3 protein-coding genes are annotated in these 2,742 nt (G+C 61.0%); 1 reads left to right on the top strand and 2 read right to left on the bottom strand.

The annotated features are described in order from the left end of the window. Window positions 1-1,338: bifunctional 2',3'-cyclic-nucleotide 2'-phosphodiesterase/3'-nucleotidase (locus EN969_RS25595; RefSeq protein ID WP_127419501.1), on the top strand; the 1,338-nt coding region annotated here is incomplete at its 5' end. A 30-nt stretch (window positions 1,339-1,368) separates the two neighbouring features. On the opposite strand, the gene EN969_RS25590 is transcribed toward EN969_RS25595, so the two are convergent. Together EN969_RS25590 and EN969_RS25585 are read right to left on the bottom strand one after the other, a co-directional pair. Then, a complete protein-coding gene (locus EN969_RS25590; RefSeq protein ID WP_027163378.1) occupies window positions 1,369-2,370 on the bottom strand; it encodes a glycerophosphodiester phosphodiesterase family protein in 1,002 nt (333 codons plus the stop codon). A gap of 137 nt (window positions 2,371-2,507) precedes the next feature. Next, window positions 2,508-2,742: class I SAM-dependent methyltransferase (locus EN969_RS25585; protein ID WP_206525228.1), on the bottom strand; the 235-nt coding region annotated here is incomplete at its 5' end.

Raw genomic sequence — 2,742 nt, 5'->3', positions numbered from 1 at the left:
AACCTCGAAGGCAACGTCAAGACGCGCGACATCGTCGAGGCGGCCAAGGCCTGGGTGCCGCAGATGAAGGAGGCGGGCGCCGACATCGTCATTGCGCTGTCGCATTCCGGCATCGACGTGAAGCACGGCGACATGATGGAGAACGCCTCGTTCTTCGTCGCCGGCGTCGCCGGCATCGACGCGGTGTTCACCGGGCACCAGCATCTGGTGTTCCCCGGCAAGAAGGATTTCCAGTCGCTCGATGGTGTCGACACGCAAAAGGGCACGCTGCAGGGCAAACCCGCCGTCATGGGCGGTTTCTGGGGCTCGCATATGGGGCTGATCGACCTGATGCTGGAGCGTGACGGGTCGAAATGGAAGGTCGTTTCCGCCACTTCCGAGGCGCGGCCGATCTTCGAACGCGTCGACAACAAGAATAAACCGACTGTCCCGGACGACAAGCGCATCATCGCGGCCCTTGAGCAGGACCACCAGGCAACACTGGCCTATGTGCGCCGCCCCGTCGGCAAGACCTCCGCGCCGCTCTATTCCTATTTCGCGCTGGTCGCCGACGATCCGTCGGTGCAGGTCGTCAGCCAGGCGCAGACCTGGTACCTCAGGGATATTCTGAAGAATACGCAATGGAAGGATGTGCCGCTGCTGTCGGCGGCCGCTCCGTTCAAGGCCGGCGGACGCAACGGCGCCGACTACTATACCGACGTGCCCGCCGGCGATATCGCCATCAAGAACGTCGCCGACCTCTATCTCTATCCCAACACCGTGCGTGCGGTCGAAATCACCGGTGGGCAGGTCAAGGAATGGCTGGAAATGTCGGCCGGGATCTTCAACCGGATCGAGCCAGGGAAGGCCGACCAGGCCCTCATCAACACCGATTTTCCGTCCTACAATTTCGACGTCATCGACGGCGTCACCTATAAAATAGACCTGTCGCAGCCGCCGAAATACGATGCCAAGGGCGGGCTGGCTAACGCTGGCGCCAATCGCATCGTCGACCTGAGTTTCGATGGAAAACCAATTGACCCCAAACAGAAATTCGTCGTCGCGACCAACAACTACCGGGCCGGTGGCGGCGGCAATTTCCCCGACATCAATGCCTCGAAGATCATCTATGAAGCGCCGGACACCAATCGCGACGTCATCGTCCGCTACATCGTCAGCGAGGGTACAATCAACCCGTCCGCGGACGACAACTGGTCGTTCGCGCCGCTGCCTGGAACCAGCGCCGTGTTCGAAACCGGCGCCAAGGCGAAGGATTTCATTGCGCAGCTGAAATCGCTGAAGATCGAGCCGGCAGGCGAGGGCGAGGCAGGTTTCGCGAAATACCGCATCCTGCTTTGAAGGTGGTTCGGGTCGGCTCGAGTCCCGGCCTTATGGCGTGGATTGAGCCGGCTGGGTGAAACGTTCCTTGATGTCAGGCATGACGAGATCCAGCGCATCGGTGGAAATGCCGCCGGAATAACCGTTCGGCAGCTGCTTGATCAGTTCGGGATCGTCCAGCCCTTGCGAAAAGTCGCCGCCGGTGTACGGGCCGAGCAGATAGACGCGGCTGTCGACGCCTTGCATGCGATCGAGAAACCGGTTCGGCCAACCCCACATCCATTTCGCGATGTTGACGGGAATGAGCAAGGTACCTTTTCGGCAGGCATCTGGAACATAGCCGCTCCAGCCAAGCGCGGCATAGCGCAGAATGCATTGCGTCAGCGACGCGCGGCTCAGCGTATGCATGTCCGGCAGTGCTGCCTTGACTGCGGCAATCGGCTTGTCGCCGCCATAGACCGAGAGATAGAAGCGCTCGTTCGGCGATAGCATGGCAAGCCGTGCGGCCAGCTTTTCGCCTTCGCCTGGATCGTTGCTCTTGACGTTGATGTTGAAGCGGCGGGCCGGGAAGTGCGCCAGAACCTCATCCAGCGACGGCATCATGCCGATACCCTTGCCGCGAAACGGAAAGGTCTTGCCGCCATCCGCCGTATAGCCATAGCCGACATCGAGGGTCTTCAACTCGGCCATGGAATGGTTGCGTGTTTCTCCCTTGCCTTCCGTGCGGCAATCCAGCGTCCAGTCGTGGAAGACGGCGAAATTGCCGTCTGTCGTCGGGTGAACATCTAGTTCGAGCGCGTCAGCGTCCAGCGCGAAGGCTGCTTCCATCGAGGGGATCGTGTTTTCGAGGTAGGCATGGCGCGGCGGCAACATGCGACTGGCCGTGCACGTCTCACCCGTCATGCCTTCCCGTGCGTAGTCCTGGGCAAGGCCGCGATGGGCAAGCACTTCCGGCTTGCCGGCGGGGCGGCTCGACAACAGCGAGGTGTTGTTGAGCCAGATGCCCGCCGCGGCGACAACGATGATGCCGAAGAAGATCGTCCGTTTGCGCATCAAGTGATTTCCGATTCGTCCGTCCTGCGCGGCATCCTGCTTTGCGATCGGACTTTTTGACGGCGACCGGGCGGCGACATCGAGATCATCCTCGATATCGCCTGGTCGGCGGCAATGAAATCGAAGAACGTGTCGACTTACGCCTTGTAGACCACCTGGCGCACGTCGATGTAGCTGGCGCGGAATCCGGCCTCGCAATAGTGCAGGTAGAACTCCCAGAGCTTCTTGAAGCGGTCGTCGAAGCCGAGCGGGACGATCTTCTCCCATGACGCCCAGAACCGGTGGCGCCATTCGGCAAGCGTGCGCGCATAGTCATCCGGAAACACGCGCTCGCGCAGATGGGCAAGGCCATGATCCTTGCCCAGTGTCTTC

This window comes from Mesorhizobium sp. M7A.F.Ca.CA.003.01.2.1, from assembly GCF_003998945.1.
In the GTDB taxonomy this organism is placed as follows: Bacteria; Pseudomonadota; Alphaproteobacteria; order Rhizobiales; family Rhizobiaceae; genus Mesorhizobium; species Mesorhizobium ciceri.
The sequence above is the reverse complement of the archived record's forward strand: the minus strand, read 5'-3'. Positions and strand labels throughout refer to the sequence as shown.